The 1,405-nt window shown below is 77.8% G+C and carries 2 protein-coding genes; one reads left to right on the top strand and one right to left on the bottom strand.

Features of this window, described 5'->3' with window-relative positions:
* On the bottom strand, positions 1-471 hold a 471-nt coding region (locus ABZW03_RS40870), incomplete at its 3' end, for a BTAD domain-containing putative transcriptional regulator (protein ID WP_355269952.1).
* A 349-nt stretch (positions 472-820) separates the two neighbouring features.
* Here ABZW03_RS40870 and ABZW03_RS40865 point away from each other — a divergent pair.
* Complete coding sequence (locus ABZW03_RS40865) at positions 821-1,378, top strand: BTAD domain-containing putative transcriptional regulator (RefSeq protein WP_355269950.1); 558 nt, start codon at positions 821-823, stop codon at positions 1,376-1,378.
* Positions 1,379-1,405: the final 27 nt, after the last annotated feature.

Genomic DNA, 1,405 nt, shown 5'->3' with positions numbered 1-1,405 from the left:
GCGGGACTGCCTCAGCCGGTCCACCGCGGCGGTGCGCAGCGGGGTGCCGGGCAGGTCGGCCAGCGGCTCGCCGCGCCACAGCCGCAGCGCCTCCGCCAGCAGCGCGACAGCCGAGGTGTCGTCGCCCAGCCCGGCCTGCCGGTCGGCCGTGCCGGTGAGCTCCTCGAAGCGCAGTGCGTCCACCTCGCGGGCGGGCCCGTCCAGCAGGTAGCCCGGGTCCCGGGTGTGCAGCTCGAACGGGGTGTCGGCGAGCACCTTGCGCAGCGCGGCGACGTGCCCCTGCACGGCCGCCCGCGCGCTGGGCGGCGGCTGCTCGTCCCACAGCAGCTCGCACAGCTGGTCCACGGTGACGAGGCGGCCCAGCCGCAGCGCCAGCAGCGCCAGCACGGCCCGCCGCTGCGCGCCCGCCACGCTCTCGAAGCCCTCTGCCCCGACCCGCAGCTCCACCGGCCCGAGCAGCCGAATCCGCACCAGTACCCCCACCTCACCGCAAACCGCGCATCACGCCCGAAGCGGCCGGCGCCCCTCGGGGTGGAGCAGTGTAGTGCGAGAACATGTCCGGTCCGCGCAGGTCGGCTGCTCCTGCCCTGGATGGACGCCACGGGGGCGGCCGACGGTTGCCTCGACGCGCGGGCGGACGGGCGGACGGACGGGCGGACGGGCGGACGGACGGGCGGACGGGCGGACCGGCGGACCGACCGGCGGGCCGTGTCGTACCCGCTCGGTACGGTGCCGGTGGAGGGGCCCGGTGAGCGACGGCCCGGTCGGCCCTATCCTCGATCCGGCCGGGGAGTCGATGGTGGTGGGAGGGAACGGGCACGTGCGCATCGATCTGCTCGGACCGGTGGTGGTGCGGCGGGAGGACGGGACGGCGGTGACCCCGTCGGCCCCCAAGCGCCGGGCGCTACTGAGCGCGCTCGCCGTCCAGCTGAACCGGACGGTGGCCACCGAGGAGCTGATCGAGCTGGTCTGGGAGGGCTGCGCGCCGCCCACCGCGCGGGCCGCCCTGCAGGGCCACGTCGCGGCGCTGCGCCAACTGCTGGACGGCCCCGGGCTGGAGCTGGGCACCCGTGGGTCCGGCTACCTGCTGGCCGGCGAGAGCGACCGGGTCGACGTGCTGCGCTTCGGCCGGCTCTGCGAGCAGGCGGGCGTGCTGCTCCCCGGGCCCGCCGCCCCGGCCGGCCCGCCCGAGGGTGCCCCGCCGGACCCGGGCCTGCCGCTGCTGCGCGCCGCGCTGGACCTGTGGCGCGGCCCGGCGCTCGCCGACTGCGGCTCCGCCCTGCTGCGCGAGCGGACGCTCCCGCACCTGACCGACCTGCGGCTGCGCGCCCTGGAGCGGCTGGCCGCAGCAAGCCCGTCGACCAGGTCGTCGTCCTGACCGGCCTGCGCCCCGACCTGTCGTTCC

The sequence above is a fragment of the Kitasatospora sp. NPDC004799 genome (genome assembly GCF_040609095.1).
Lineage (GTDB): Bacteria > Actinomycetota > Actinomycetes > Streptomycetales > Streptomycetaceae > Kitasatospora.
This window is presented reverse-complemented; position numbering and strand designations above follow the sequence as displayed.